Origin of the sequence: Natronomonas gomsonensis, assembly GCF_013391635.1 — an archaeon.
Classification (GTDB): domain Archaea; phylum Halobacteriota; class Halobacteria; order Halobacteriales; family Haloarculaceae; genus Natronomonas; species Natronomonas gomsonensis_A.
Genome location: NZ_JACAWU010000002.1, coordinates 257,966 through 283,872, shown reverse-complemented (window position 1 = coordinate 283,872; position 25,907 = coordinate 257,966). Strand labels below are relative to the sequence as shown.

The following is a 25,907-nucleotide window of genomic DNA, read 5'->3' as shown; positions in this document are numbered from 1 at the left end:
GAACAGTAAGAGTAACGTCGGTCGGCAGTAACAGCCCCACTATGTCAGGCCCTCCAGCCCGACGACGACTGTCGATAGTCGGGAGTATCGTCGCACTCACAGCGCTCGCTGTCGCCGTACCAGTCGCCGCACAGACCCAGCCGGGAGTCGATTCCGGCGCCGAGTTGGCGTTGTCGTTCTTCACGAACGTCGTCGGCGCCGTCGTTGGTACCCTGATTCTGGGCGGCGGACTGATACTGTTGGCCCCGGAGTACACCGAGCGGACGACCGACCGAATCGAAAACGAACCCCTCGAAACGTTTCTCTACGGCCTCGGCATCTCGATTGCGGCCGTCGTCGTGATGTTCCTGCTCGCCATCACCATCATCGGCATTCTCGCCGTGATTCCGATGGCCATCGTCCTCGCCATCGTCGGTCAGTTGGGCTACCTCGCGGTCGGCCGGTCGGTGAGCGACGAGTGGGCCGTCGTCCTCCTCGTCGCGTTGGTCGTCGCGGCCGTCGCCGGCGGAGTCCCGATTCTCGGTGGCCTCCTCGGGTTCGTCCTCTCCAGTATGGGCGTCGGCGCCGCGTACTTCGACTACAAGGACGACGACAGCGGCGGCGGTTCCACGAGTTCGCGTGGTTCGACATCACCGCCGGACGGCCGCGGCGGTATCGACACGGCCGGTAACGACCGCGGCAGTGAGAGACAGAAGGAAGTCGACGAGGCGTGGGGAGGCAGTAACGACGAGTGGGGCAGCGACGCCGACGACGACTCGGGATGGAGTAGCGACGAGACGGACGACTCGGCGTGGGGAAGCGATAAACGTGCCGACGAAAGTCAGTGGGACACCCGCGAGGAGACCGACACCAGCGACGAGCCGAGCTGGGGAGTGGAAGACGAAGACGACCCCAATCGCTGACCCGAAGAGGTTTACCGCCGGATAGAAAACCTCGAACGATGCCTGCTCCCTCCACTCGCCGCCGTTTCCTAGCCGGAACGGCCGGGGCGCTCGCGGTCTTGGCCGGCTGTAACGAACAGTCGAGTCCCTCTCGACAAGGGACCGTCACGCCGGTCGACGTTCCTCAGACTGACGAGGAACTGCTGCAGGAAGCCGCCAACATCGACGTTCCGTCGGTTCCGAAGGCCGTCATCGTCAGCGAATCCCACCACCAAGCGGCCATCGATCACATCGAATCGGTGCGTTCGGCGGTGGAATCGGTGCTCGCAGACAGCGATATCGAGCCCGAAAATTACGATGGCGTCCGATACGGGACGCCAAAATCGATACTCGACAGCACCGAAAAACGACTCGAAGATGTTCGTGATTTGGGACGAACTGAGCAGGCGCTCAGAGTCGCCTCGAACACACTCCGGGAACTCAGCCGGCTGCTCGGCGTTCTGCAGGCGGAGACCGGAGCGGCCGATGCAGAGTCACTGCGGTCGGAACTGGAAGCCGAACGCGACGCCATCGACGCACTCCCCGGTCAGTTCGACTACTGCGTCGCCACACCGGTCGAGCGGTACCTGCCGACGCTGTACGCCGCCGAATCGAAGCTAGATAACCTGACAGAACGGCCGTTCCCGACCCGGGCCGAGACGGAGGAGGCGGACGACGAAGCGGTTCAACCGAGTCGAATCGGCGAACTGCGACTGCACCTCGAATACCTCCGTCGGCAGCGCGATGACGTCGAACAGTTCCACGCGACGGCGACCGACGAGAGCGCGCCCTCTATTCGCGACCGAATCGACGACGCCCTCACCGGACTGGAACCCGACATCAGGTCCATCGTCGAGGAGCACGGTACCGAAGCGCCGGAACAGCCGGGAGGCTCCGGACGGCCCGGCGAGACGCGGTTTCGGAGCGTCCGACAGTCGGTCAGTCGCCAGGGCCGTCGGTGGGCGACGGACCTCGATGACTACCGCGAGGACGGCCTCCGAGTGCTGGCACTCGTCGATGCGACCGAGTGGCTGGTGCTGTTCGAAGCCGTCGACACCGCCGTCGACCGGACGCTGGCCCGCCTCGAAGCCGACGATTTTCCGGCTGAAACGATTCCTACCGAGAAGCGTCGTGCCGCCGAGGCGGTGACCACTGTCGCAGAAGGGACGGCCCTCCAGCGCCAACTCGCTGGACGGGCCCACGGACTGCTCCGCAACGGTGACCGACACGCCGAACGGGAGGTGGCGATAACGGAGGAAACCGCGTTCGCCCACCTCCTGTACGTCTCCGCGGCGGAGTGTGCCCGGCAGGGGGTGGCCAGAAGCGGGGCTACCCTCGACACGCTCGAAGGGTGAGCGATGGGCGGTTCGGGTGCGGTCCCGAGATTACCTCCAAACATACACCAACCTATAAGAATATCTGGCAAGTATTGAATCTCGATGACCGACGGGACTCCCGGGGCGACACGACGGCGGCTAGCACAGGAACTGGCGGTCGTCGCCGGCTTCGAGGACCCGCGGGCGCCGCTGGAGCAGTACCACACGCCGCCGGATTTGGCGGCCCACATCGTCCACGTCGCCGACCTGCAGGGAGACATCGAGGGCGAGACGGTCGTCGACCTCGGCTGTGGGACGGGGATGTTGGCGCTCGGGGCGGCGCTTCGGGGGCCGAAGCGGGTCGTCGGCGTCGATATCGACCCTGCGCCGCTATCGACCGCGCTGGACAACGAGCGCCGCGTCGGCGCGACGGCCGACGTGTCGTGGCTTCGCGCCGACGCCACCGAGGCGCCATTGTGTCCCGACGACGGTGTGACCGTGCTGATGAACCCGCCGTTCGGCGCCCAGACCGGCAACGAGGGCGCCGACCGGGCGTTCCTCGAGACGGCCGTCGACATCGCCGCCGTCTCCTACTCCGTCCACAACGCCGGCAGCGAGTCCTTCGTCGAATCCTTCGCCGACGACAACGCTGGCGAGGTGACCCACGCCTTCGCCGCGGAGTTCGACCTTCCGCGGCAGTTCGACCACCACGAGGAGTCGACCCGAAGTATCGACACCGAAGTGTTCCGTATCGAGTGGGGGCAGTGAGGCAAGTCACCTCGAGCGCTGGGCGATACGGACGCGCGTCTCGCCGCGTTCGACGAAGAGGTCACGTTCGTCGCGTTCGACGGTGAGGCCGCCGACAGTCGTGTCCGTTCCGTTTGCGGGGACGGCAGCCCGGCCGAGCGTGTCGTTATTCCGTGAAACGACGACATCGAAGCGTGACTCTACTGGCTGGATGGAGACGTTCCGGCCGTCGATGCGAGCGTCGGCGGTGGCTCGGTCAGCCCGATAGACGACCGCCCGTTCGTCGGCCGCGGCAGGGCCGAGACGGACGTTGTACGTCTGGTTGCCGCCTGCGAGCCGCCACGTCGTCCGGTTTGCGCGAACGTCTTCGTTCCACGTGAGGCCGCCGAGTCGAACCGTCGCCGTCCCGCGAGAAGCGAGTCGGCTCTTCGAGACCTCCTCCCACCAGATGTTCCGCTCCTCGGAGACGACGATGACGCCGCTGGCGTTGATTCGGTTAGTCGAATTTCCACCCGGGAGCGGGACTGCAGGTATGAACTGGTTTTCGACATCTTCGGCGTAAAAGACCGTATAGTCGCCGACTTCGGTCGGTTCGGCGTCGTCGATACCGGCGCTGGCGTCGTCGACGGCGAAGAGGTTCAGCGGGACGGCGACGAGGGCGAGGGCGAACAGCGACGCGAGGACGAGACCGTACGCAGCTTCGCGCCGCGAGAGGTCGATGCTGGCTATCAGGTCTCGCGTCGAGGCCGCGGCACCGCTGGCGAGAAGCGCCGCCAACAGGAAAACGAGCGACGTCCCGAGTGCGCGGAACAGCCGGAACGTCTCCGAGCCCTCGATGATGTAGACGGCCCACAACCCTCGGTCGACGGCGAAGACGAGCGCGGCGAGCCACAGATGCGTCGGGTTCGGTCGAACGTTCCGGCGATAGCACACCGCAATAGCCAGCGTGACGCCGACGAACAGCCCCAGTGCGTGGCCCTGAATGGCGACGTTGGCCCACCACGGACGGGAGAACGATTCGGCTGCTGTCTGTTGGAGTGTGGGTGACCGCAAGGCGTTGAACACGAGGCTGACGACGCCGCTGACGAGCACCGCCACGAGCGTCGACAGTGGGTACCGAATCAGCGCGAACCCGACGAAGGCGAAGACGACGCCGGAGAACCCGATGACCGGTCCGAGGGCGAACAGCGAGGTGAGGACGGTCACCGCGAACACGCCGCCGGCCCACGCGAGGATGCGGGCGAAGGGGTTCGTTCGGAGCGACGAAAACGACGAGCGTCCGCGCTCGCGGGGGAAGTGACTCCAGGCGTACTCCGCGAGCGTCCCGAAAACGAGCGTTCCGAGGAGGTTCCCGGTGACGTGACCAAGCCCCGAGTGGGCAAAGCCCGCCGTGAGCATCCCGGTCGGATAGAAGTACCCCCACGCGCGAAACGGGATAGTGACGGGGTTGGTGGGGTTCCCGAGTCCGTCCTGAACGAACAGATAGAACGCCCCGACGACCGCGACGACGAGAAGCGTCCCCCACGGGACGCCCAACACGAGCCGTTTCCGGGCGAGTCGTCCCCAGCGTCCGCCGGGACGGGCGAGCGCGACGAGCGTCGAAAGCGAGACGAGGATACCGACCGCGAGTACGACGTACCAGGCGACGGCCGGTGCTGCCATATCCCGGACGAGGAGCGGGGGCGTCAAATAACTCGGCGGTTCGGCGAGGGAGTCCTACGGCTCGACGACCAGTTTTCCGAAGGCGTCCCGTTCGAGCATGTCGTCGAATGCGTCGCCGGTCTCCGAGAGCGCGTAGGTGTCGCCGACCGGCGGTTCGAAGGCGCCGTCGGCGAGCAGTTCGACGAGCGTCTCCAACTCGGGTTGGGTGCCCATCGTCGAGCCGACGATGCGGTGGTGGTTGAGGAAGAACGGGGCGGGCTTGAACTGCGAGGAGCCGGCGGTTCGACCGCAGATGACCATCGTCCCACCGCGGCGGAGGGCTTCGAGACCGACCTGCGTGTACTCCCCTGAGAGGTGATTGACTACGGCGTCGACGGGGCCGAGCGAACGGACCTCCCGGGTGAGTTCCTCGGGGTCCGCCGAGTGAATCGTGTGTTCACAGCCGAGGTCACGCAAGCGTTCGAGTTTGCGCTCGGAGGTCGAGGTGCCGATTGCCTCGCCGCCGAGCACGTCGGTGAGTTGGACGGCCGCGACGCCGACGCCACCGGTCGCACCGGGGACGAACACGAGGTCGGTCGGTCCCACGTCGGCCTCCTGCAGCATGTGCCACGCCGTGAGATAGGCGGTCGGCAGCGCCGCGGCCTCGCGGAGCCCCACCGATTCGGGGAGCTGAATCAGGCGGCTGGCGTCGACGGCGGCCTGTTCGGCGAGGGCGCCGTGAAACAGCATGAACTGCTCGCACAGCGTCTCGGGACCCTCCCGGCAGAACTCACACTCCCCACAGGTCTGGTTCGGACACAACAGGACTCGGTCGCCCGCCTCAAGTCCGTGTACGTCGTCGCCGACCTCGCTGACGACGCCCGCGGCGTCGAGGCCGGAGACGAACGGCAGCGCACCCTCCGGCACCATCGCCGAATCGCCCTGCAGAATCCAGAGGTCGTGACGGTTGATGGAGCAGGCACGAATGTCGACGACGGCTTCGTCGGCGGCCGGGTCCGGGTCCGGTCGCTGTTGTATTTCGACTTCGTCACCGTCGCCAAAGGCGGTGAACACGGCGGCTTGCATGGGGAGGACTGTTCGGCCGAGACGATAGGTGTTCGGGATGCGGTGACAGGGAGGGTTAGGCTTCTACAGTTCCATCTCGCCGTCGATTATCATCTGGGCCTGCTCGGCGAGGGCAGGGACGCCCTCGCGCATCTTCGGGTACATCGGGTCGTCGGAGTTGCCCTCCAGATACCGCCGGAAGAACATCTCTCCGAGGCCGGCGAGTTTGTAGACGGCGAGCACCCAGTAGAACTTCCAGTTGTCGAACTCGAAGCCGGTCTTCCGCTCGTAGCGCTCGACGAGTTCACGGCGGGTGGGGTAGCCCTCGTTGGTCATGAACGTCGAGGCCAGCGTCGGCGTCGGGGGTTCGGGGTCCTTCTCCTCGCGCCAGTACGAGAGCATCCACCCGAGGTCGGTGAATGGGTCACCGAGCGTCGACATCTCCCAGTCGAAGATGGCGGCGATTTCGGGGTCATCCGAGGGCGCAAACATCACGTTGTCGAGTTTGTAGTCGCCGTGGACGAGCGTCGAGGGGTACTCGTCGTCGTCGGGGGCGTTCTCGGTGAGCCACGACATCACGTCGTACAGTGTCTCGACTTCCCGTTCTTCGGCGGTGACCTCGAAGGCCCACGTCAACTGCTCGGACCACCGGCGGACCTGCCGTTCGGTAAAGCCCGGCGGGTAGCCGAAGTCGCCGTGTTCGAGGCCGACCGATTCGTAATCCACCTCGTGAATCTCGACGAGGCGGTCGACGAGTTCGTGACCGATAGCCTCCCGTGCCTCGGGGTTGGCGAAACGCTCCGGTTCGGTGTCGCGGAGCACGTCGCCTTCGGCCATCTCCATCCCGTAGAAGTCACACCCGAGAATCGAGTGGTCGTCGGTGGCGAAGACGGTCGTCGGGACTCGGACCTCCGTGTCCTGGAGGGCGTCGATGACGCGGTACTCCCGGAGTACGTCGTGGGCGTTCTCGGCGATGTCGCCCGGCGGCGGCCGCCGGATGACGAGTTCCTGTTCGCCCCACGTGACGAACAGCGTCTCGTTGGAGTGACCCTCCTGGTGGTGGGAGACCTCGAAGGTCTCGGCGGGGCCGAGTTCCGATTCGAGATACGCCTGCAGTTTCTCCCGGTCGACGATGCGGTCGAAGTAGTCGGAGCTAGTGTCCGTCACCGGCCGACACCCTCCGAATTCGCTAACATTGTAAGGAGTTGTGTGCGACCCTGCCCCAAATATCTGCCGCCGTCGTCGCGACAACGGGTCGGAAGTTCGCCGGTTCTTTTACAATGTTGTGCCCTAAACGCTCCGGCATGGAGTACCACGACTCCCCGGAAGCGAAGGAACTCGCCGACCGTGCACGCGAGTTCGTCGACGACGTCGTCATCCCAACCGAACGCGAACACCTCGGCGGCGGACCCGTTGGCGAGGACGTCATCGAGGACCTCCGGGCGGAGGCCCGCGAGCGTGACATCTACTGCCCCCAAATCGACGAGGAACACGGCGGGATGGGGTACGACCTCGCCGACGTGTTGCCGCTGTTCGAGGAAGCGGGTCGCTCGCTTCTGGGTGCCTCGGCGATGCGCGTCGACGCCCCCGACGAGGGGAACATGCACACTATCGAACTGGTGGGGACCGAAGCCCAGAAAGAGGAGTGGCTCGAGCCGCTTGTCGCCGGCGACATTCGGTCGGCCTTCGGGATGACCGAGCCGCGGGCCGGCGCCGGCTCGGACCCCAAGATGCTCAAAACCACCGCCGAGAAGGACGGCGACGAGTGGGTCATCAACGGTCACAAGTGGTGGACGACACAGGGCAGCCACGCCGACGTGCTGCTCGTGATGGCCGTCACCGACCCCGACGTCCACCCCTACAAGGGCGCCTCCATCATCCTCGTGCCCACCGACGCCGACGGCGTCGAGTTCGTCCGCGACATCCCGCATCTCGGCCCCGACCTCGACGGCCACGGCCACGCCGAATTCGAGTTCAACGACGTGCGTGTCCCCGAGGAGAACCTGCTCGGCCAGGAGAACACCGGCTTCGCAATCGCCCAACAGCGACTCGGCCCCGCCCGGCTGACCCACTGCATGCGCTTCTCCGGAATGGCGACGCGGGCGCTCACCATCGCGAAGGCCTATATGAGCGAGCGAGAGGCGTTCGGCTCGTCGCTGTCGGACAAACAGTCGCTGCGCTACGACATCGCCGACAAGGAGACGGAACTCCATGCCGCTCGGACGATGGTCCGCCACGCTGCCGAGGAAATCGCCCGCGGCGAACAGGCCCGCGTTCCCGTCTCGATGTCGAAAGTATTCACCGCAAACGTCGCCCAGGAGACTATCGACCTCGCGATTCAGTGCTGTGGCGGCGCCGGCATTTCCCGTGACCTCCCGCTTGCGGACTTCTACGAGGGCGTCCGCGCCTTCCGTATCGTCGACGGGGCCGACGAGGTCCACCAGCGCGTCATCGCCCGCGACGCCTTCGAAGGCGCCGAGGAGAACGCCCACGAACTGGAGCGGACACCCACGTTCTAGAAACCCCACTTTTACTCCCTCGGGTGTCCTCGCGCGCCTGCGGCACGCTGCGGGCACCACTCGGTCGCAAAAACTTGGGGAAAAACGACCCGGAGACTCCGGCGCTCGCGGATGCTTGTCTGTTTGGTAGTCCCACATAAATGTCCGCGCGAGCGTAGCGAGCGCGGTTCGCGGCGACGAGACGGCGCAGCCGTCGAGTCGCCGTAGCGAGAGCCGACTACCGCGCGCCGAAGGCGCGCGAAGGAGGTGCAAAAAGAGGGTTCTAGAAGCTAAAGAGGTCGATACCACCCGTGACGCCGATGACCTGTCCGGTGATGTAGTTGGATTGTTCGGAGGAGAGGTAGGCGACGAGGTTCGAGACGTCCTCCTCCTTGCCGAGTTTCCGCATCGGCGTGGCCTTGGCGATGCGTGCGAAGTGTTCGTCGACCTGTTCGAGTTGGTCGATGGGGAGGTCGGCGAGTTGGCCGACGACGATGCTGGGGGCGATGATGTTCGAGGTGACGCCGTGTTGGGCGCCTTCGAGTGCGAGGGTCTTGCCGAAGCCGATGAGCGCCGCCTTCGTGGCCGAATACGAGAGCTGTCCGAAGCCACCCTGCCAGCCGGCCATCGAGGACATCGAGATGATGCGACCGAAGCCGCGCTCCTTCATGCCGGGGTAGACGGCCTGTGTGATGTTGTAGGCGCCGGTAAGGTTGACGGCGATGTCGCGGTCCCAGATGTCGTCGTCGAAGTTCTCGACCTTGTCGCGGGCGTCGACCATCCCGGCGTTGTTGACGAGGATGTCGATGCCGCCGGTCTCCTCTTCGAGGGCGGCGACGGTGTCGGCGACATCGGCGCGGTCGGTGAGGTCACACTCGACGGCGTGGGCGGTGCCGTCGTAGTCCTCCTCGATTTCGTCGGCGATGTTCTCGGCGGCTTCGATGTTCACGTCGAGGACGACCACTTCGGCGCCCTCCTCGGCGAGTACGCGGCAGTCTTCGCTTCCGATGCGTCCGGCACCGCCAGTCACGAGGGCGGTTTTGTCGTCGAGTCCTAGGTCCATTGCAACACAGGTGTCTCCGGGTTTCGCTATAAGGATTTGGACGGTGATACGAGGGGCGTTTAGTAGGGGTCGTGGGAACGCGGGGCGAACGTCACTCGGCGACGCCGACGACCGCGAGCAGCTCTCGGAGGGATTCGAGTTCGTGGTCGGCTTCCGGGCCCCAGCCCTCCTCGCCGTAGCCGGCGGCGGCGATGCCGAGCGCCGACGCGCCAGCGACGTCGTGAGAGTGGCGATCCCCGACCATCACCGTCCGTTCGGGGTCGGATTGGGTCGCCTCGAGGGCGTCCCGGAACATCCGATCGTCGGGTTTCGTGTACCCGACGGCTTCGGAGGTTGTGACGTGGGCGAAACACTCCCGGATGCCGAACGAGTCGAGCATGTTCTGGGCTTCGTGAGTGTCGATATCGGAGACGATAGCCTGCTCGATTCCGGCGTCGGCCAGCGTCTCGATGGTCTCGATTGCGCCGTCCTCGGCGCGAAGCGTCGCCGCAGTACAGCGGTCGAAGGTTGCTCGCCACCCCTCCGGTGGGTCGCCGTCGAACAGCGCGGCCGTCGCCTTCCGGTAGCCCTCGCTTGCGGTTCGGTACTCTGTCCCCTCCCGGCCGCGGAAGTGCTCGCCGAGGACGGACTTCCAGTCGTCGAGGGCATCGTCAGCGTCGAGACCGTGCTCGTCGGCCAGTTCGGCGACGAAGGCGGCGTACCCCTCCCGGACCGAGGCGAGTTCGACGATGACGCCACCGATATCCCAGAAGACGGTGTCGTAGCGGTGGCCGTCGCTCACGGTTCGTAGTGTCGAACGCCGTCACGCAGTTCACTGTCGAGTTCGCCGGTCGCATCGAGGTGGGCGAGCGCGCTCATCGTCTCGGGGATGAGGTACTTCACGTCGCGGTCGCCCGCGATGGCCATCGCGACGCCCGGAACGGTACTGTAGCCGTCGGCGACGAGGTCGCTGACGCGGTCGAGGCGATTGTCGAGGCTGCCGCGGTCCCGTTCGACGGCGCCGGCGAGGTCGGTGTGGACGGCGCCGTGGCCCGGGTAGACGCGGTCGACGTCGAGGTCGGCGAGGCGGTCGAGAGCGGTGTAGAAAGCGTCGAACGCCTCGACGTGGCCGTCGTCGAGGCCGTCGTGCATGACGACCGGGCGGAACGGCTGGATACCCATGTCGCCGCCGAGAAGCACCGACTCGCCGTCGAGTTCGGTCGGATAGCTCAGGTGGTCGGCTTGGTGGCCGGGGACGTGTATGGCACCGACTTCGATGTCGCCGATTTCGGTTCTGTCGCCGGGTTCTATCCACACGTCGACTGCCTCCGGTGGGAGAAGCTCTCGGTTCCGCTCCAAGGACTCGACGGCCATGTCGACGGCCATCTCCAGTTGCTCGTCAGGGAATCCGGCCTCGGTGCAGTTCTCGCGGACGCGGGCTTCGAGGCCGTCTGGGTCCCGATTGAATCGTTCTTCCACGCTCGCGGGCGCGTAGACGGTCGGGTCGCCCTCCTCGAGTACCGTCGGGACGAGACCGATGTGGTCGACGTGGGGGTGGGTGACGAGGACGTGTTCGATGTCGCCCGGTTCGTACCCCAACTCGGCGAGCTGTGAGCGAAACGCCGCTTCGTGGTCCGGGAGCGCGGCGTCGACGAGAATCGGCTCCGACCCCTCGATGAGGTAGCAGGCGACGTGGCCCGGCGGCCAGTCCACGTCGAACTCCAGTCGGCGGACGCTCCCCTGTTTGCTCCGTGTTTCCATTCAGCGGTAGAATGCGACCGTTCGGTATAAGAGTTTGTTTTAATAGCTGTCGATTACGTCTTCCAATGTTCAAAATACTACCGACCGGACTTACCTTTATTAACGTCCCCTCGAAACGGATCAGGCGTCACATGACAGCAGCCAACACCGGCGTCAACGCGGCGCGTGAGTATCGATGTTAGAGCAGTTCAGCGTCGAGGGCAAGACGGCAGTCATCACGGGGTCGAGTCAGGGTATCGGCGCCGTCACCGCAAAGCGGTTCGCCGACGACGGCGCGAACGTCGTCGTCACCTCCCGGACACAGGAGAAAATCGACGAGGTCGCCGCCGAAATCAACGACAGCGACCGGCCCGGCGAGGCCATCGCCGTCGAGTGCGACGTTCGCGACCGCGACAGCGTCGAGGCGCTCATCGAGGCCACCGTCGAGGAGTTCGGTAGCGTCGACTGCATGGTGAACAACGCCGGCGCCTCCTTCATGGCCGGCTTCGACGACATCTCCGAGAACGGCTGGAAGACCATCGTCGACATCAACCTCCACGGCACCTTCCACGGCGCCCAGGTCGCCGGCCAGCAGATGCAGAAACAGGAGTCTGGGGGCACCATTATCAACTTCGCCAGCGTCGCGGGGACGATGGGCTCTCAGTACATGAGCCACTACGGCGCCGCCAAGGCCGCCGTCGTCAACCTCACCACGTCGTTGTCGGCGAACTACGCCGACCACGACATCCGCGTCAACTGCATCGCTCCGGGACTCGTCGGCACTGCGGGCGTCGCCTCTCAGATGGGCATCGACCCCGCCGATGTCGACCGCAGCGACATCGCCAAGGAGATGGGCCTCCCGGAGGAGATAGCCGATATCGTCCAGTTCCTCGCCAGCGACGCCTCCTCCTACATCGTCGGCGAAACGATTACGGCACAGGGCGTCCCGCCGTTAGAGGACTCCCAACTGTGAGTTCCCCATGACCGAACGCGACGTGTTCCTCCCGGTCGCCGCACAGCCGAGCGTCGACGCGCTCGTCGAACAGGCCCAACTCGGCGAGGAGTTGGGCTACGACACCGCGTGGCTCCCCGAAACATGGGGGCGCGATGCCGTGACGACGCTCACCTGTATCGCCCGCGAAACCGAAACCGTCGACATCGGCACCTCGATTATGCCGGTGTACTCCCGCTCACCCGCGCTCATCGGCCAGAGCGCGGCGACGCTACAGGAGGTCTCGGAGGGCCGATTCCGCCTCGGCCTCGGCCCCTCCGGTCCCATCGTCATCGAGAACTGGCACGGCGCGGAGTTCGGCAATCCCCTCCGTCGGACGCGGGAGACCGTCGACATCGTCAAGCAGGTTCTCTCCGGCGAGGAAGTCGAGTACGACGGGGAGTACTTCGACCTCGAAGGGTTCCGACTGCGCTGTGAGGCTCCCGACCCGGTTCCGCCCGTCGAGACGGCTGGAATGGGTCCGAAAGCGGTCGAACTCGCCGGCCGGTTCGCCGACGGCTGGCACGCGCTGATGTTGACCCGCGAGGGGCTCCGGGACCGGCTGGAGGACTTCGAACGCGGATCGGAGATGGGCGACCGCGACCGCTCCGAACAGCGCGTCACGCTGTCGTTGACCTGTTGTGCCCTGGAGGACGAAGCGGAGGCGAAACGGCTCGCCAAACAGCACGCCGTCTTCTACCTCGGCGGTATGGGAACGTACTACCGCGACAACCTCGCCCGACAGGGCCACGAGGAGGTCGCCCACGCTATCTACGACAACTACCAGGACGGCGACCGCGAGGCCGCGATGGCGGCGCTGCCCGACGACCTCCTGGAGCAGTTGGTCGTCTGGGGCACGCCCGAGGGTGCCCGCGAACACTTCGAGCGATTCACCGACGTGGAGGGCGTCGAAGCCGTCTCGGTGTCCTTCCCACGGGCAGCGAATCTCGAACAGATCGAGTCGACGATGCGAGCACTACAGCCGCGTTGACGGCCCTCCCGTTCGGCTTTTATTTTACCGGTGTTTCCCATATCGCTCCAAATCCTACCATTGTTCTCCAGTAGAATTGGCGAACCCCCAAACTGTTAGGAACTTTTTGATAGTTGAAGATTCACGCGGGGTTCTTAACCCCGGGGTCGTTTTGCGACTGTATGGCAGACCAAAAGCCACGACAATCGACACGTCGACGGTTTCTCGCAACGACCGGCCTCGGTGCTGGAGCGTTCGCGCTTGCAGGATGTACCGGCGGCAACGGTGGCAACGGTGGTAATGGCAACGGAAACGGTAACGGCAACGGGAACGGCGGCAACGGCGGTTCCGCCCCCGGCTCGGACGGCAACCTCGTGATGACGACGTCGGGGTCGAGTACGACCGCGTACGCAGCGAGCCAGGGCCTCTCGGCGGCCGTCGAGGAACACAGCGACGGCTCCGTCAGCATCGACGCCCGACCCAGCGAGGGGACCGACGCCAACGTCGCCCGACTCGACCGCGAGGAGACCGACATCGGCTACATTCAGAACTGGACCGCCGCGCGACTCCGACAGGGAGAAGCGCCGTTCGACGACCTGGGCTACGACCCCGTACAGGTGTTCCACCTGTACAACCTCCCGTGGATTTTCGCCACGGCCAACGCCGACTGGACCTCGGTGACCGACATCGAATCCGACAGCCGCGTCGTTCCGACGCCGCGCGGTTCCGGGACGGCCCCGGCGCTGGAACACGGCCTCGAGTACGCTGTCGACGGCTACGAGCGCGTCAGCGTCGGCTACGGCGAGTTGGGCGGTGCCTTCAGCGAGGGTCGCATCGACGCCGCCGCGATCACCATCCTCAACGGCGACATCGAACCCGGCTGGGTCCAAGAGATGAAGGGCAGCGTCGACCTCCGACTGCTCGATTGGCCCGAGGACGCCGTCCAGTCGATGCGTGACGACGACAGTCTGCTGATTCAGGACGTTGATATGACCTCCTTCGAGGGCTACGATTACGCCTCCGACACCATCCCCTCGATTACGTTCGCGTACAACTTCATCAGCCGACACGACCTCGATTACGACGCGGTCTACGCGCTGCTGGAGACGCTGTACGAGAACCGAGAGAACCTCTCGGAGTTCAACGCCCTGCTGGGCTATCACGCCGAACCGGAGTACTGGGTCAGCGACATGTACGAGGGAATCCCGTTCCACCCCGCCGCCGCCGACTTCTACGAGGAAATCGGCGTCTGGAAAGACGAGTTCGAACGGTACGAGGAGTAGGCCATGGAGCGTGAGGCTCCACTCGGCGTCCGCGAGCGACTCGACCGACCGCCGGTCGAGTTGGGGCTGCGGAGCATCATCTACGCCTTCGCCGTCTTCCTGACGCTGTACACCATCTACTACGCCTACACCCTGTTTTGGGTGCGCGTTCGCTTCGCGAACATCTTCCTCGGGGTCGGCGTCGCGCTGTTTTACCTCGTCCAACTGCTGGAGAAGCACGTCGCCGAACGAAGTGGAGACGGCCTCGAAGCCGAACCCGACGACACGGAGTCGTCGCTGTTCGAACACGGACCGTGGAAGGCACTCGACGTGGTCACGCTTCTCGCCGGTGCCGTCGTGGCGCTCGCCTTGGCGGGATACGTCGAGTTCAATTTCACGCGTCTGCTCGACGACGCACCCATCTTCGGGTGGACGACGACCGACTACTACGTCGGCGTCGCCGCGATGGTGCTCGTCACCGACGCGACGCGACGGGCCTACGGCAACGTCATCGCCGGCGTCGTCGTCGCCGGCATCGCCTACGCCTTCGTCGGTCCCTACCTGCCGGGCGTGCTGTATCACACCGGCATGGACTGGCAGCAGGTCGCCCGCAACGGTGCCATCGGCCTCACGGGCGTCTACGGCTTCATCCTCGAAGTCGGGACGACTGCCGTCGCAATCTTCCTGATGTTCGCCGGCATGGCGAAAGCCTACGGGCTGATGGACCTCGTGTTGAACCTCAGCCGTGAGGTGCGGAACGTCCTCGAAACCGGCGTCGTCCAAGTCGCCGTCGTCGGCAGCATGATAATGGGTTCAATCACAGGCAGCGCCGCGGCCAACACCGCGACGACCGGGAGCTTCACGATTCCGATGATAAAGGACCAGGGCGTCCGCGAGGACTTCGCGTGTGCCATCGAGTCGGTGGCCTCCAGCGGCGGCCAGATGCTGCCGCCGATTATGGGCGTCGCCGCCTTCCTCATGGCCGACATCCTGGGTATCCCCTACCTCGAAGTCGTCAAAGCCGGCCTCTTTCCGGCGCTTCTGTTCTACTTCAGTGTCGGCGCCGCGATTCACCTCATCATTCACAAGTTCGACTGGACGACCGACGCCGAGGGAACCTTCGACAAGAGCATCCTGCTGGACGGCATCCACTACGTCATCCCGCTTGGCGTCCTGTTGTACTCGCTCGTCGTGTTGCGCTTCTCGCCGCTGAGCGCCGGGTTCTACACCATCGTCGCGCTCGTCCCCTCGGCGCTTCTCAAGCGACTCATCGACGCCTACCGCGAGGACGATGCACCGGCGGAGGTTGCGGTCGATTTCACCGTCACGACCTTCGACGGTCTCCGGCAGGGTGCCGTCGACATGGCACCGCTGGTCGGCATCCTCGCCTCGCTCGGCATCGTCATCACGATGGTCGAACAGACCGGCCTCGGCGCTCGTATCAGTTTCCGGATGCTCGCGTTAGCCGGCGGGATCCTCGTCGTCCTCCTGCTGTTGGCGATGGCGACGAGCATCCTCTTCGGACTGGGGATGCCGACACCCGCCGCCTACATCGTGGTGGCAGCACTCGTCGCACCGGCACTGACCACGAGCGAGACCTTCACCATCCAACCGCTGACCGCACACATGTTCGTGTTCTACTTCGCGATGCTGTCGGCGATTACGCCGCCGGTGGCCGTCGCCGTCGCCGTCGGCGCCCGCATCGCCGACTCGGACTTCCTGCAGTCGTGTAAGCAGGCACTCCGCATCGGCGCCCCCGGGTTCGTCATCCCCTTCGCGTTCGTCGCCAACGACGGCATCATCGTGTGGTCGTCGTCGACGCCCGTCGATTTGCTCGTCGTGTTGGCCGGCACCGTCGCCGTCGTCGTCGCGACGGTCGGCTACGACGGCGCCAGTGACCTCGGGTGGCCACACCGCATCGTCTACCTCGCCATCGCCGGCGGGGCGATGTTCGGTCCCCGGATGGTGCAACTCGGCACGGCCGGACTGCTCGTCCTAACGCTCGCACTCGCGAACACCGGCCGACTGCCGGCCGTCGTCACTCCCTCTCGACAATGACAGGAACCATCCACGAACCCACTAAAAGCGGCCGACTTCCGACGGAATCAACTATTTACCGACGGCCGCGGCAGGTAGCACCATGACCGACTCCTACACGGGGGCCGACCTGTTCGTCGACGCACTCGAACAGTACGGCGTCGAACACGTCTTCGGCAACCCCGGAACGACCGAGTTGCCCATCATGAACGCGCTGTCCGAAAGCGACGTCGAGTACGCCCTCGGACTCCAGGAGGACGTAGCGACGGGAATGGCCGCCGGCTACGCCTCGACCCGACGCTACCACGCCGACGACGACCCGGACATCTGTCCGGTCGGCGTCGCCAACCTTCACGTCACCCCCGGACTCGCCCACGGCCTCGGCAACGTCTTCGGTGCGATGTACGGCGGCGTCCCGATGGTCGTCACGGCGGGTAACCACGAACTCGACTTCCGCCACGAGGAACCCATCCTCACCGGCGACCTCGAACGGATGGTCGAGCAGTTCTGTAAGTACTCCGCGGAGGTGACCCACATCGACGCGTTGCCGATGCTCGTCCGCCGGGCGTTCCGCGTCGCGTTGACGCCCCCGACCGGTCCCGTCTTCCTCGCGCTGCCGGCCGACGTGATGATGACCGAGACGGACGCCGACCCCGAGCGACTCGGCCCGATTCCCGACGCCGGTGGGGGCGACCCGGCCCAAATCGAGGCCGCCGCCGACCAACTCCTCGAGGCCGACCAGCCTGTCCTCGTGTTGGGCGACCACGTCGCCCGCGCGGGGAAAGACGCCGTCGACGCCGCCGTCCGACTCGCCGAAGCGACCGGGGCACGCGTCCACGGCGAAATCCTCGCCAGCGAGGTGAACTACCCGACCGACCACCCGCAGTGGATTTCCTTTATCGGTCCCGACGAGGGCATCGCCTCGATGCTGATGGACACCGACACGCTGGCGCTCGTCGGTACCTCGACCAACACGACGCTGTTGCACCACGAGAACCCGCTCGTCTCCGAGGACACGACGACGATTCATGTCTCCAGCGACCCCTGGGAGGTCGGCAAGAACCACCCCGCCGATTCCGCCGTCGTCGGCGACCCGGGCCGCGTGATGGACGCCATCGCCGACCGCGTCGAAGACCATCTCGACGAGGAAGAGCGACAGTCCCGCATCGACTACGTCGAGACGATGAAAGCCAGCCTCGAAGCGACGATGAAGGACCTCGGCGAGGACGAGACGCCCGAGGGCGACACCCGGTCGTCGAAGGCCGAACTCGTCGACAACATGAAAGCCGTCGACCCGGATACCTACATCGTCGACGAGGGCGTCACCTCGAAGTTCGCCCTCCTCACCCGATTCCCGATGGAACCGGAACAGTACCTCTCGAACAAGGGCGGCGGTCTCGGCTACGGCCTGCCCGCCGCCGTCGGCGCGGCCTTCGCCGAATCCCTGCAGGACGACCCCCGAAACGTCGTCGGCTACATCGGCGACGGGTCGTATCTGTACTACCCCCACTCGATGTACACGGCGGCCCGTCACGACCTGGATATGACCGTCGTCGTCCCCGACAACCGCAACTACCGCATCCTCAAGGACAACACGATGAAGATGATGGGCGGTGAGGAAGAGGACTACGAGTTCGTCGGCATGGACTTCGACCCCCACGTCGACATCCCGAAGAACGCCGAGAGCCACGGTGCTCGCGGCCACCTCGTCGAGACGCCCGAGGAGTTCCCCGAGGTGTACGAGGAGGCGCTGAACAGCGATGGACCGGACGTCATCGACGTGTTAGTTCACGACTGACCGACTCGCTTCGGTCTCCTCTTCGTCATCTCGAAACGCCAGCGATTTCACGCGACGACCGCTACTCGACATCGTGTCACGGCTCTACGCAACGGCCTTGTTCGCGACGCTTGCGACGATGTGGGGGCTGTCGTTTCCCGCTATCACCGTCGGCCTCGATTACATCCCACCTCTGCTGTTCGCCGCCTTCCGCTACGACGTTGCGGCGGTTCTACTGCTCGGCTACGCAGTTCTGACGACCGACAGTTGGCGCCCCGTCGGAAGCAACAACGCCGAGGCCATCGTCGGCGGCGGTCTCTTTCTGGTCGCCGGTAATGGACTGCTGTTCATCGGCCAACAGACCGTCCCGAGCGGCGTCGCCGCCATCCTACAGGCGCTCGTCCCCATCGCCACCGCGCTGTGGGCCCTCGGCCTGCTGGGTGAACGGCTCTCGATGGCCGGGTCCATCGGCGTCGCCCTCGGGTTTCTCGGAATCGGTCTCATCGTCCAACCGGACCCCCAGAACCTGCTGGCTGGCGACACCGTCGGTCGGCTCATCATCGTTGGACAGGTGGTGAGCGTCGCCTTGGGCGGCGTGTTGGTCCAGCGGGCCGGCCCGACGATGGAGCGGGTCGCACTCACCGGATGGTCGATGTTGCTCGGCGGCGTGACGTTGCATCTCGGCAGTCTCGCCGTCGGCGAAGTCCCGACGGGAGCGATTACCGCCCCAACGGCGCTCGGGGCGGTCGTCTACCTCGGCGTGTTCTCGACGGCCATCGCCTTCGTCATCTACTTCACCTTGCTCGAAGAGCGCGGGGCCTTCGAGACGAGCCTCGTCGCCTACCTCGTCCCCGTCGTCGCCACCGTCGCCGGCGTCATCCTCCTCGGCGAGACCATCAGCCCGCTCTCAGTCGTGGGATTCGCAGTCGTGTTCTTCGGCTTCGTGCTGTTGAAACGACGGGCACTCGCCGAGTTGGCCGGTGCCGGCGTCAGTTGAGGTGTCGACCGATGTTCAGTAGTAGCCGCGGACGTTGCTGGAACCGATAGCCGCCGCGGAACCGAGATACCCCAACACTGCACCGCACTCGCGACACTCCAGTTGGGTGTGCTGTTGGGCGCCAGCGTCGACGTCGACATTGCCATCGAATATCTCTTCGAGCAGTATCTGCTTGCCGGCGGGCGTATCGTTGTCGGCGCCACAGTCGAGACACTTCATCTCAGCCCCCCGCCGCCGCGCCGACGGCCAGATAGCCGAGGACGGCCTCGCAGTTGGGACACTCCAACTGGACGTGCTCTTGGGCGCTGACGTCGATGTCGCCAGCCTCCTCGCTGAAGAACTCGTCGACGCGAATCGTGGCCGCGTTCGGTACCTCCATCTCCTCCTTGCAGTGCGGACAGTGTGTCACGCCCGGAGGAACGAACGCGGTGAGTATAGTGATTATGCCGACTTCGGCCCGTCAGCGGACGGCGCCGTCCTCGCGGAGGCGGTCGATGTCCCCATCGGAGAGTCCCGCCGATTCGAGGAGTTCGTCGGTGTGTTCGCCGTGACCCGGCACGTCGACCGTCGCGGAGTGCTCGATATCGGACCCACACAGCGGAAATCCGACCCGTGGAGAGCCCTCGTCGGGCCGTTCGACGTACCCACGGGCTTCGATTTGGGGGTGTTCGAAGGCCTCGGCCGGCGAGTACACGCCGTCGACGGCGGCATCCACGTCGGCCATCGTCTCGGCCCACTCGTCTCGCGTTCGCTCGGCGAAGATGGCTTCGAGTTCCTCCCGAACCGCCTGCCGTTCGGCGGGGTCGTTGGTCATGTGCTTGCCGATTAACTCGGGGCGGTCGACGGCCTCACAGAACGCGCTCCAGAACTGCGGTTCGAGCGCGCCCAAGGTCACGTAGTTGCCGTCGGCGGCCTCGTAGACGTCGTACCACGGGTACTCGCCGGTCAGCGGCGTCTCGCCCGGCCGTGGGTCGTCCCCGGCGAGGGCTTGGGGAGCGAGTGCCTGCGAGAAGGAGACGACGGCGTCGGTGAGCGCCACGTCGAGGTACTCCCCGCCGGTGTTGCCGAGTTCCCGCGAGAGCAGCGCCGAACACACCGAGTAGGCGGCCAGCAGTCCCCCAGCCATATCGGCGATTTGATACCCCGGCATCCGGGGTTTCTCCTCCTCGCCGTCGCGAGTCATATCCAGCAGTCCCGCCAGGCCGATGTAGTTGAGGTCGTGGCCGGCGCGGTCGGCGTGAGGCCCTTCCTGTCCGTACCCCGTCAGCGAGCAGTACACGAGGTCCTCGCGGTACTCCGTGAGCGTCTCGTAGTCGACGCCGAGTCGGTCGGTGACGCCCGGGCGGAAACTCTCGATGACCACGTCGGCGTCTTCGACGAGCGCGTAGAACACCTCGCGGCCGCCCTCGCTTTTGAGGTCGAGTGCGACGCTTCGCTTGCCACGGTTGACGGCGTCGAAGACCGCACCGACACCCGCCTCCGTCGTCGGCGGCATGTGTCGTGCGTAGTCGCCCGAGCCGGTGTCCTCTATTTTCACCACGTCGGCGCCGGAGTCGGCGAGCAGTTGCGTCGCGTACGGGCCGGGAAGCAGTCGCGTGAGGTCGAGCACGCGAACGCCATCGAGTCGCATGGATTTGGGTGGGCGCCTCGTCACATAAGCCTGCCGTCAGCCGGGAACCGTCCGTGCGTGGTTTGTTTAAATGCCCCTGCCAGACGGCGCGCAGGGTTCAAGAGGCGGCCGTCGTATGTGGTGGTATGGCAACACAGGAAGCCCAACCGACGGGCGTCAGTTTCGAGACGGACGAGGAGACGAGTCTCATCCTCTCCAGTCTGGAGGAGTTCATCGAACAGGAGGTCGAACCCATCGAGAGCGAGTTGGGCGAGACGTGGTCGAACCCGCGGAAGCGCCACGAGGACGACGGCCGTCTCGTTCCCGACGTTCAGGAGGCGATACAGGAGGTCCGCAAGAAGAGCGCCGACGCCGGCTTCTACGCGATGAACCTCCCCGAAGACGTGGGCGGTGAGGGCGTCTCCAACGTCACGTGGTATCGCGCCATCAAACACGTCGCCTCGACGGGGCCGGGGCTCTCCGAGTACGTCCTCGCCGGACCCGAGGGACCGAAACCGCTGCTCGCACAGGCGGAGGGCGACCAAATCGATGAGTACCTCCTGCCCTGCGTTCGCGGCGAGAAATCCACTGCCTTCGCCCAGACGGAACCCGGCGTCGGCTCCGACTCGCCGAACATGTCGACGACCGCCGAGAAGGACGGCGACGAGTGGGTCATCAACGGCTCCAAACAGTGGATTACGAACGCCCCCTACGCCGACTTCGTGCAGGTGTTCGCCCGCACCTCGCCAATCGAGGAGATGGGCCGCTACGGCGGTATCACCTGCTTCATCGTCGAGGCCGACGAGTACGAGGTCACGTCGATGAACAACGCCGTCGGCATGACGGGCATGCAGGCTGAACTCTCCTTCGACGACACGCGCGTCCCCGAAGACCGCGTCCTCGGCACCGAGGACGGCGCCTTCTACGACGCCATGGAGTTCCTCTCGCTGGGCCGGCTCGAAATCGGCGGCCGGGCGCTGGGCCACTCCGAGTTCCTCCTCGAGAAGGGCACCGAGTACGCCAACGAACGGGAGGCCTTCGGCCGTCCAATCGGGAAGTTCCAGGGCGTCTCGCACAAACTCGCCCGCGGGAAGGCCGACGCCTTCGCCGCCGACGCCGCCGCGCTCCGACTCGCGTGGCTGATGGACAACGGCGAACAGGCGATTCAGGAGTCGTCCATCGTCAAGTACCTCGCCTCGAACGTCATGTTCGACATCGCCGACGACGTGGTGCAGGTCCACGGCGGCAACGGTCTCTCGGAGGACAACCCATTCATGAGCGAACTCCAGACCGCTCGCGTCCTGCGTATCGTCGAGGGCACAGACGAGATTCAGTTGAACACCATCGCCAAAGAGTTGGGCGTCAACTGATACCATCGCCACTCGCTCGGCCCGAAGGCCCTCGCTCGCGTTACAACTCCCCGACGGCCTCCTCGACTTCCTCCCGCGAAACCGGGTGAATCCACTACTTCCGACCTTTTTCTTCGTCGGGTGGGCTCGCTCCGCTCGCACACCTCTCCTCGAAAAGCGTCGATGAAATAGCGCTCGCTCGGCCCGAGGGCCTCGCTCGCGTTACAACTCCTCGACGGCCTCTTCGACCTCCTCTCGCGGAACCGGGTGAATCCACTCTTCGGTGTCCCAGGCGTACTGCACTTCCCCGTCGCCGTCGATGACGAAAACGGCCCGGCGTGGCGTTTTCGTCCCGGCCATCCCCTGCCGTTCGACGAGCAGGTCGAAGGCTTCGGCGGCGTCGCCGTTGAGGTCCGAGAAGATGGAGAACGGACTGTCGAGCTGTCTGAGGAACTCGTTTATCGAGTAGGGGCCGTCGCGGACGACGCCGTAGACGGGAACGGGAAACTCGCCCCAGTCGGCGTCGTCGTAGCGACGCCACCAGTTCTGTGCGATGGCCGAGAAGACGAAGCCGTCGAAGATGAGGATGGCACCGTCGTCATCGAGTGCCTTGTCGAGTGTTCGAGGACGGAACGTCTCGCCGTCACACAGCAGTGCCTCGAAGTCGGGGGCGTCGTCGCCGGCAGATGGTGGCATACCACGTCAACCGGCGCCGGACCCTTAAACACGCCGCCAGTGTCCCGCCGACGCGCGTCGCCGTCGGGTTTTTGCCCTCCCGCGACGAGGTGTGTGTATGACCATCACGCTGTACCGACTGGAGGGCTGTCCGTACTGTGAGTTCGTCGTCGACAAATTCGAGGAGTTGGACGTACCGTTCGACAGCGTCTGGGTCGAAGGGCCCCACTCCAAACGCGACGAGGTGAAGGCGATAACGGGGCAACGGCAGGTGCCGGTGATCGTCGACGACGACTACGGCGTCTCGATGAGCCAGTCGGCGCGCATCTTCGAGTTCCTCGAGACGACCTACGGCGACGCCGAGTCGCCGGCGGAAGTCGACACCGAGTTCTGAGCGTGTCGCTTGGGGTTACCCACTTCGCCGTCGGTGCGACGTTCACGACACTCCTCGTGACGCTGGTCGTTCCGAACGTCACCTATCCACGGGTGTGGATTCTCGTCGGCGGCGGATGGGGGATGATTCCCGACATCGGACAAGTGTATTCCCACTCCGTGGCGTGGGCGTTTCACGGCAGTCAGTGGGCGGACATTTTCTGGTTTCACCGGACGCTCGACGTGGTCGACGTCAGTGATTCCGCGTCAGTCGGAGCGGTCGCGATAGCCGCGCTCATTTTCGCGACTGCCCTCGCCGAACACCGGTCGTATCGCGCACTCGGTGCGGTCCGAAACCGAGGTGAGCCGTCGTCGGACGACTGATTACTCGTCCAGCGAGTGTGGGTCGAGTCCGGGGTCCTCCACGGGCGGGGCGCCGATGGAGAGGACGACACCTTGGTCATCGCCGACGTAGCGGTGACCGTGGCCGATTTTCGGCTCGGCGACCCAGAACGTTCCCGGGCCGGCGTCGACGTACTCCTCCTCCCCGGATTTGCCGAGTTTCAGCGAGAACTCGCCCTCCATGACGAAGTACAGCTCCTCCTGTTCGCGGTGGGCGTGGTACTGAATCTCCTCGCCGGGTTCGAAGTACCAGACGGTCGCTCGCATCTGGGTGAGGCCGAGCTGGTCGCCGATTGGCTTGATGTCCAGCGTCGGCGGAATCCCGTCGATTTCCGAGAGGTCGGTTATCGGTACGTCGTCGAGGTCAACGACCTTGTAGTCCATACCGACTGTCCGCTGGTGGGCCGAGGCCAAAAAGGTACGCTGCCGGTGTCACTCCGCGAGCACTTCCTCGACGAGTCGCGGCAGGGCCTTGGTCACGTCGGTCCGGAAGTCGTATTCGGCCTGCCCGGACAGTTCCGTGCGGTCGAGATTGACGATGACGAGCGTCGCGCCGTTTTCAGCGGCCACCCGTGGGAGCGACGCCGCGGGTTCGACCGTAAGTGAGGACCCGACCGCGAGGAAGGCGTCGGCGCTCTCGGTGAGCGACTGTGCGCGAAACAGGGCGTGCTCGGGGAGTTGCTCGCCGAACAGCACCACGTCGGGCTTCAACAGGTCCTCGCAGTCGTCGCATGTCGGCGGCGCCTCGCCGTCCCGGACTCGCTCGAAGACGGGGTCGGCCTCGAAGCGTCGCTTACAGCCGGTACAGACGACTCGCCGGCCGTTGCCGTGGATCTCGATGGGGTCGTCGCTGCCGGCGTCCTGATGGAGTCCATCGACGTTCTGCGTGATGAGGCCGTCGAGGTGACCCGCAGACTCCAACTCCGCGAGGGCCTCGTGGGCCGGGTTCGGGTCGACCGCGTCGCCGAAGAGGTCCTCGGCGAGCGTGAGGCGGTCGCGCCAGAACCCCTCGGGGTCGGCACGGAACCGCCGGACGTGGAAGTCGTTGGGGTCGTACTCCGACCAGAGGCCGTCCTCGGAGCGGAAGTCGGGAATACCGGAGGCCGTCGAGACGCCGGCGCCGGTCAACGCGGCGACGGAGTCGGCGTCCCGAATCGCCGCTGCTGCGAACTCGAGTTCCCGCTCGTTCATACCCCCGATTCGGACCCGGACGGCAAAAAACCGCTCGGCGGTTACTTGTAGGCGCGGATGCCCGTCAGCTCCTTGCCGACGACCAACTGCTGGATGTCGGTCGTTCCGTCAGGGATGGTCATCGTGCGGGCGTCGCGGTAGTATCGCTCGAGGGGATAGTCCTTCGAGAGGCCGTTGCCGCCGTAGACCTGCAGCGCCTCGTCGGCTACGTCGACGGATTGCTCACACACCCACCCCTTCGCCAGCGAGGAGTACATCCGGGCTTCGGGGTCGCCCTCGGCGACCTTCCGGGCAGCCTCGTAAGTGAGCAGTCGGCCGGTTTCGAGGCCGGCTCGGATGTTGTAGAGGTGCTCCTGGACGAGTTGGTGGCCGGCGATGGGGCCGCCGAAGACCTCCCGCTCTTTGGAGTAATCCAGCGCCGCCTCGTAGGCAGCCTGCATGATGCCGACGGACATCGCCGCCATCCCCGTCCGCATGTAGGCGAACATGGCGTTGAGCGGGTCGCCGGTCTGGAACATCTCGTTCTCCGCGAGGTCCGATTCCCCGGAGGCGAGCATGTTCATCACGGCGTTCATCAGTTTGTTGTCTTCGGGGACGACCACGTCGTCGAAGAATATCTGGCCGGTCGGAGAGCCCTTCCAGCCGAGTTTGTCGAGTTCGCGCGTCTCGACGTCGTTGGTGACCGTATCGACGATGAAGAAGTCCCGCTGGCCGGCGTCTTTGTCCTGTGCGACGACCAAGGCCATGTCGGCGATGGGCGCGTTCGAGACCCACGTCTTCTCGCCGTTGATGACGTACTCGTCGCCGTCCTTCTCGGCGGTCGTTCCGGGGTTTGCGGTGTCGCTGCCGCCGTCGGGTTCCGTAACCGCCATACAGCCGATACAGGACCCGTCGTCGAGTTTGTCTTCGAGGGCATCGGCCGTCTCCTCGCCCGCATAGGGTGCGAAAATCGTCGGGAACGACATGTTCAGCGTGACGTTCAGCGACGGCCACACCCGAGATATCTCCTCGGAAGTGACCGTGTAGGTCATCGGGTCGGCGAAGCCGTCGCTTTCGGTGTCGCCGGGGCCGATGCCGAGTTCGCCCAGCATCTGCTGGTACTCGATGGCTTCGTCCTTGGTCATCGGCTTCCGGTCGGCCTCCGGCAGGTCCGGTTCGATTTCGGCCTCGAGGAACTCACGCGTGGAGTTCCGAATCAGCTGGTGTTCGTCGTCTAGGTGTGCGCTCATCGCTGTCACACCGTCGTAGTGTCATCGTCAAAGCGGTTTACCGTGCTATGGGAGGGTATTCAAGAGGTGACTCGCCC

Annotated in this window: 26 protein-coding genes; 13 read left to right on the top strand and 13 right to left on the bottom strand. The window is 65.3% G+C overall.

The window, feature by feature from the left end; all coding sequences use genetic code 11:
• Window positions 1–41 precede the first annotated feature (41 nt).
• The 3 genes from HWX69_RS09710 to HWX69_RS09700 all read left to right on the top strand — a co-directional run bounded on the left by HWX69_RS09710 (window position 42) and on the right by HWX69_RS09700 (window position 3,004).
• On the top strand, window positions 42–902 hold the full coding sequence (locus HWX69_RS09710; RefSeq protein WP_178916923.1) for a hypothetical protein: 861 nt from the start codon (window positions 42–44) through the stop codon (window positions 900–902).
• Between the two features lie 38 nt (window positions 903–940).
• A complete protein-coding gene (locus HWX69_RS09705) occupies window positions 941–2,275 on the top strand; it encodes a hypothetical protein (RefSeq protein WP_178916922.1) in 1,335 nt (444 codons plus the stop codon).
• Between the two features lie 84 nt (window positions 2,276–2,359).
• Window positions 2,360–3,004 carry an METTL5 family protein gene (locus tag HWX69_RS09700; RefSeq protein WP_178916921.1) on the top strand — a complete coding sequence of 215 codons (645 nt, stop codon included), beginning with the start codon at window positions 2,360–2,362 and terminating at the stop codon, window positions 3,002–3,004.
• Between the two features lie 6 nt (window positions 3,005–3,010).
• On the opposite strand, the gene HWX69_RS09695 is transcribed toward HWX69_RS09700, so the two are convergent.
• The 3 genes from HWX69_RS09695 to HWX69_RS09685 form a co-directional block, all read right to left on the bottom strand.
• Window positions 3,011–4,645 carry a rhomboid family intramembrane serine protease gene (locus tag HWX69_RS09695; RefSeq protein WP_178916920.1) on the bottom strand — a complete coding sequence of 545 codons (1,635 nt, stop codon included), beginning with the start codon at window positions 4,643–4,645 and terminating at the stop codon, window positions 3,011–3,013.
• A 54-nt stretch (window positions 4,646–4,699) separates the two neighbouring features.
• Window positions 4,700–5,710, bottom strand: a complete 1,011-nt coding sequence (locus tag HWX69_RS09690; RefSeq protein ID WP_178916919.1) for an alcohol dehydrogenase catalytic domain-containing protein — start codon at window positions 5,708–5,710, stop codon at window positions 4,700–4,702.
• A gap of 63 nt (window positions 5,711–5,773) precedes the next feature.
• Window positions 5,774–6,856 carry a phosphotransferase gene (locus HWX69_RS09685; RefSeq protein ID WP_178916918.1) on the bottom strand — a complete coding sequence of 361 codons (1,083 nt, stop codon included), beginning with the start codon at window positions 6,854–6,856 and terminating at the stop codon, window positions 5,774–5,776.
• Window positions 6,857–6,993: 137 nt separating this feature from the next.
• Here HWX69_RS09685 and HWX69_RS09680 point away from each other — a divergent pair, with 137 nt between their 5' ends.
• Window positions 6,994–8,208, top strand: coding sequence for an acyl-CoA dehydrogenase family protein (locus HWX69_RS09680; protein WP_178916917.1), 1,215 nt, complete (start codon window positions 6,994–6,996; stop codon window positions 8,206–8,208).
• 262 nt (window positions 8,209–8,470) lie between these two features.
• On the opposite strand, the gene HWX69_RS09675 is transcribed toward HWX69_RS09680, so the two are convergent.
• The 3 genes from HWX69_RS09675 to HWX69_RS09665 all read right to left on the bottom strand — a co-directional run bounded on the left by HWX69_RS09675 (window position 8,471) and on the right by HWX69_RS09665 (window position 10,990).
• Window positions 8,471–9,250, bottom strand: coding sequence for an SDR family NAD(P)-dependent oxidoreductase (locus tag HWX69_RS09675; protein WP_178916916.1), 780 nt, complete (start codon window positions 9,248–9,250; stop codon window positions 8,471–8,473).
• Window positions 9,251–9,341: 91 nt separating this feature from the next.
• Entirely contained in the window at window positions 9,342–10,031 is a 690-nt protein-coding gene (locus HWX69_RS09670) for an HAD-IA family hydrolase (RefSeq protein WP_178916915.1), read from the bottom strand.
• On the bottom strand, window positions 10,028–10,990 hold the full coding sequence (locus HWX69_RS09665) for an MBL fold metallo-hydrolase (RefSeq protein ID WP_178916914.1): 963 nt from the start codon (window positions 10,988–10,990) through the stop codon (window positions 10,028–10,030). The genes HWX69_RS09670 and HWX69_RS09665 overlap by 4 nt, the downstream gene beginning before the upstream one ends.
• Before the next feature lie 175 nt (window positions 10,991–11,165).
• Between HWX69_RS09665 and HWX69_RS09660 the strand changes: the two genes are divergently transcribed.
• The 6 genes from HWX69_RS09660 (at window position 11,166) to HWX69_RS09635 (ending at window position 19,003) form a co-directional block, all read left to right on the top strand.
• Window positions 11,166–11,942, top strand: coding sequence for an SDR family NAD(P)-dependent oxidoreductase (locus HWX69_RS09660; RefSeq protein ID WP_178916913.1), 777 nt, complete (start codon window positions 11,166–11,168; stop codon window positions 11,940–11,942).
• A gap of 7 nt (window positions 11,943–11,949) precedes the next feature.
• Complete coding sequence (locus HWX69_RS09655; protein ID WP_178916912.1) at window positions 11,950–12,951, top strand: TIGR04024 family LLM class F420-dependent oxidoreductase; 1,002 nt, start codon at window positions 11,950–11,952, stop codon at window positions 12,949–12,951.
• 161 nt (window positions 12,952–13,112) lie between these two features.
• On the top strand, window positions 13,113–14,213 hold the full coding sequence (locus tag HWX69_RS09650) for a TAXI family TRAP transporter solute-binding subunit (RefSeq protein ID WP_178916911.1): 1,101 nt from the start codon (window positions 13,113–13,115) through the stop codon (window positions 14,211–14,213).
• Between the two features lie 3 nt (window positions 14,214–14,216).
• Window positions 14,217–16,250, top strand: a complete 2,034-nt coding sequence (locus HWX69_RS09645; protein ID WP_178916910.1) for a TRAP transporter permease — start codon at window positions 14,217–14,219, stop codon at window positions 16,248–16,250.
• A gap of 82 nt (window positions 16,251–16,332) precedes the next feature.
• The gene (locus HWX69_RS09640; protein ID WP_178916909.1) at window positions 16,333–18,027 is read left to right on the top strand and encodes a thiamine pyrophosphate-binding protein; all 1,695 of its coding nucleotides are present in this window, start codon (window positions 16,333–16,335) and stop codon (window positions 18,025–18,027) included.
• A 73-nt stretch (window positions 18,028–18,100) separates the two neighbouring features.
• The gene (locus HWX69_RS09635) at window positions 18,101–19,003 is read left to right on the top strand and encodes an EamA family transporter (RefSeq protein ID WP_178916908.1); all 903 of its coding nucleotides are present in this window, start codon (window positions 18,101–18,103) and stop codon (window positions 19,001–19,003) included.
• A 15-nt stretch (window positions 19,004–19,018) separates the two neighbouring features.
• Here HWX69_RS09635 and HWX69_RS09630 read toward each other — a convergent pair whose 3' ends face one another.
• The 3 genes from HWX69_RS09630 to HWX69_RS09620 are packed head-to-tail and all read right to left on the bottom strand — an operon-like array spanning window position 19,019 to window position 20,633.
• Window positions 19,019–19,222, bottom strand: a complete 204-nt coding sequence (locus HWX69_RS09630; RefSeq protein WP_178916907.1) for a hypothetical protein — start codon at window positions 19,220–19,222, stop codon at window positions 19,019–19,021.
• Between the two features lies 1 nt (window position 19,223).
• The gene (locus tag HWX69_RS09625; RefSeq protein ID WP_178916906.1) at window positions 19,224–19,412 is read right to left on the bottom strand and encodes a hypothetical protein; all 189 of its coding nucleotides are present in this window, start codon (window positions 19,410–19,412) and stop codon (window positions 19,224–19,226) included.
• A 51-nt stretch (window positions 19,413–19,463) separates the two neighbouring features.
• Window positions 19,464–20,633, bottom strand: a complete 1,170-nt coding sequence (locus tag HWX69_RS09620; protein WP_178916905.1) for a CaiB/BaiF CoA transferase family protein — start codon at window positions 20,631–20,633, stop codon at window positions 19,464–19,466.
• 125 nt (window positions 20,634–20,758) lie between these two features.
• Between HWX69_RS09620 and HWX69_RS09615 the strand changes: the two genes are divergently transcribed.
• Entirely contained in the window at window positions 20,759–21,982 is a 1,224-nt protein-coding gene (locus tag HWX69_RS09615; RefSeq protein WP_178916904.1) for an acyl-CoA dehydrogenase family protein, read from the top strand.
• Window positions 21,983–22,183: 201 nt separating this feature from the next.
• On the opposite strand, the gene HWX69_RS09610 is transcribed toward HWX69_RS09615, so the two are convergent.
• On the bottom strand, window positions 22,184–22,657 hold the full coding sequence (locus HWX69_RS09610) for a redoxin domain-containing protein (RefSeq protein ID WP_178916903.1): 474 nt from the start codon (window positions 22,655–22,657) through the stop codon (window positions 22,184–22,186).
• Between the two features lie 97 nt (window positions 22,658–22,754).
• Between HWX69_RS09610 and HWX69_RS09605 the strand changes: the two genes are divergently transcribed.
• Window positions 22,755–23,030, top strand: a complete 276-nt coding sequence (locus tag HWX69_RS09605) for a glutaredoxin family protein (protein WP_178916902.1) — start codon at window positions 22,755–22,757, stop codon at window positions 23,028–23,030.
• Window positions 23,031–23,032: 2 nt separating this feature from the next.
• Entirely contained in the window at window positions 23,033–23,392 is a 360-nt protein-coding gene (locus HWX69_RS09600) for a hypothetical protein (RefSeq protein WP_178916901.1), read from the top strand.
• On the opposite strand, the gene HWX69_RS09595 is transcribed toward HWX69_RS09600, so the two are convergent.
• From HWX69_RS09595 to HWX69_RS09585, 3 genes are read right to left on the bottom strand one after another with little or no spacing between them, the layout of a single operon-like run.
• Window positions 23,393–23,794: a cupin domain-containing protein gene (locus HWX69_RS09595; RefSeq protein ID WP_178916900.1), complete on the bottom strand. Its 402-nt coding sequence runs from the start codon at window positions 23,792–23,794 to the stop codon at window positions 23,393–23,395.
• Window positions 23,795–23,842: 48 nt separating this feature from the next.
• Entirely contained in the window at window positions 23,843–24,601 is a 759-nt protein-coding gene (locus HWX69_RS09590) for an SIR2 family NAD-dependent protein deacylase (RefSeq protein WP_178916899.1), read from the bottom strand.
• Window positions 24,602–24,642: 41 nt separating this feature from the next.
• Window positions 24,643–25,830, bottom strand: coding sequence for an acyl-CoA dehydrogenase family protein (locus HWX69_RS09585; RefSeq protein WP_178916898.1), 1,188 nt, complete (start codon window positions 25,828–25,830; stop codon window positions 24,643–24,645).
• Window positions 25,831–25,907 lie beyond the last annotated feature (77 nt).

Excerpts from the sequence above, each read along its gene's own strand:
- HWX69_RS09710 (WP_178916923.1), top strand. The coding sequence starts at position 42 with ATGTCAGGCCCTCCAGCCCGACGACGACTGTCGATAGTCGGGAGTATC.
- HWX69_RS09705 (WP_178916922.1), top strand. The coding sequence starts at position 941 with ATGCCTGCTCCCTCCACTCGCCGCCGTTTCCTAGCCGGAACGGCCGGG.
- HWX69_RS09700 (WP_178916921.1), top strand. The coding sequence starts at position 2,360 with ATGACCGACGGGACTCCCGGGGCGACACGACGGCGGCTAGCACAGGAA.
- HWX69_RS09695 (WP_178916920.1), bottom strand. The coding sequence starts at position 4,645 with ATGGCAGCACCGGCCGTCGCCTGGTACGTCGTACTCGCGGTCGGTATC.
- HWX69_RS09690 (WP_178916919.1), bottom strand. The coding sequence starts at position 5,710 with ATGCAAGCCGCCGTGTTCACCGCCTTTGGCGACGGTGACGAAGTCGAA.
- HWX69_RS09680 (WP_178916917.1), top strand. The coding sequence starts at position 6,994 with ATGGAGTACCACGACTCCCCGGAAGCGAAGGAACTCGCCGACCGTGCA.
- HWX69_RS09675 (WP_178916916.1), bottom strand. The coding sequence starts at position 9,250 with ATGGACCTAGGACTCGACGACAAAACCGCCCTCGTGACTGGCGGTGCC.
- HWX69_RS09665 (WP_178916914.1), bottom strand. The coding sequence starts at position 10,990 with ATGGAAACACGGAGCAAACAGGGGAGCGTCCGCCGACTGGAGTTCGAC.
- HWX69_RS09660 (WP_178916913.1), top strand. The coding sequence starts at position 11,166 with ATGTTAGAGCAGTTCAGCGTCGAGGGCAAGACGGCAGTCATCACGGGG.
- HWX69_RS09655 (WP_178916912.1), top strand. The coding sequence starts at position 11,950 with ATGACCGAACGCGACGTGTTCCTCCCGGTCGCCGCACAGCCGAGCGTC.
- HWX69_RS09650 (WP_178916911.1), top strand. The coding sequence starts at position 13,113 with ATGGCAGACCAAAAGCCACGACAATCGACACGTCGACGGTTTCTCGCA.
- HWX69_RS09645 (WP_178916910.1), top strand. The coding sequence starts at position 14,217 with ATGGAGCGTGAGGCTCCACTCGGCGTCCGCGAGCGACTCGACCGACCG.
- HWX69_RS09640 (WP_178916909.1), top strand. The coding sequence starts at position 16,333 with ATGACCGACTCCTACACGGGGGCCGACCTGTTCGTCGACGCACTCGAA.
- HWX69_RS09630 (WP_178916907.1), bottom strand. The coding sequence starts at position 19,222 with ATGAAGTGTCTCGACTGTGGCGCCGACAACGATACGCCCGCCGGCAAG.
- HWX69_RS09620 (WP_178916905.1), bottom strand. The coding sequence starts at position 20,633 with ATGCGACTCGATGGCGTTCGCGTGCTCGACCTCACGCGACTGCTTCCC.
- HWX69_RS09615 (WP_178916904.1), top strand. The coding sequence starts at position 20,759 with ATGGCAACACAGGAAGCCCAACCGACGGGCGTCAGTTTCGAGACGGAC.
- HWX69_RS09610 (WP_178916903.1), bottom strand. The coding sequence starts at position 22,657 with ATGCCACCATCTGCCGGCGACGACGCCCCCGACTTCGAGGCACTGCTG.
- HWX69_RS09605 (WP_178916902.1), top strand. The coding sequence starts at position 22,755 with ATGACCATCACGCTGTACCGACTGGAGGGCTGTCCGTACTGTGAGTTC.
- HWX69_RS09595 (WP_178916900.1), bottom strand. The coding sequence starts at position 23,794 with ATGGACTACAAGGTCGTTGACCTCGACGACGTACCGATAACCGACCTC.
- HWX69_RS09590 (WP_178916899.1), bottom strand. The coding sequence starts at position 24,601 with ATGAACGAGCGGGAACTCGAGTTCGCAGCAGCGGCGATTCGGGACGCC.
- HWX69_RS09585 (WP_178916898.1), bottom strand. The coding sequence starts at position 25,830 with ATGAGCGCACACCTAGACGACGAACACCAGCTGATTCGGAACTCCACG.